This window comes from Aquirufa sp. Wall-65K1 (assembly GCF_054558475.1).
In genome coordinates, this window is the sequence record NZ_JBPXKD010000025.1 from 1 (window position 1) to 265 (window position 265).

The following is a 265-nucleotide window of genomic DNA, read 5'->3' on the forward strand; positions in this document are numbered from 1 at the left end:
AATAATATATTAAATCAGGCAGGTAATTTCAATAGTGGAGTAGCGAACTTGACAAGCTTAGGTATGAGGTTCACAGGAACTTCTGGAGCAGGAACTTTCACTTTCACTCCCGCTTCAGGAACTGCGGCGACTAGTTCAAGTGTGACGGTAAGTCCAGGTGCTGCAACTAAATTTGTAGTAACTGGTTCAGGCACACAGGTAGCAGGAGTAGCTCAAACGGTGACTATAACGGCACAAGATGCGAGTGGTAATACAGCTACGACGT

At 45.3% G+C, this 265-nt stretch carries 1 protein-coding gene; it reads left to right on the plus strand.

The annotated features are described in order from the left end of the window. On the plus strand, positions 1-265 hold a 265-nt coding region (locus ACST15_RS12545), incomplete at both ends, for a hypothetical protein (protein WP_459454996.1).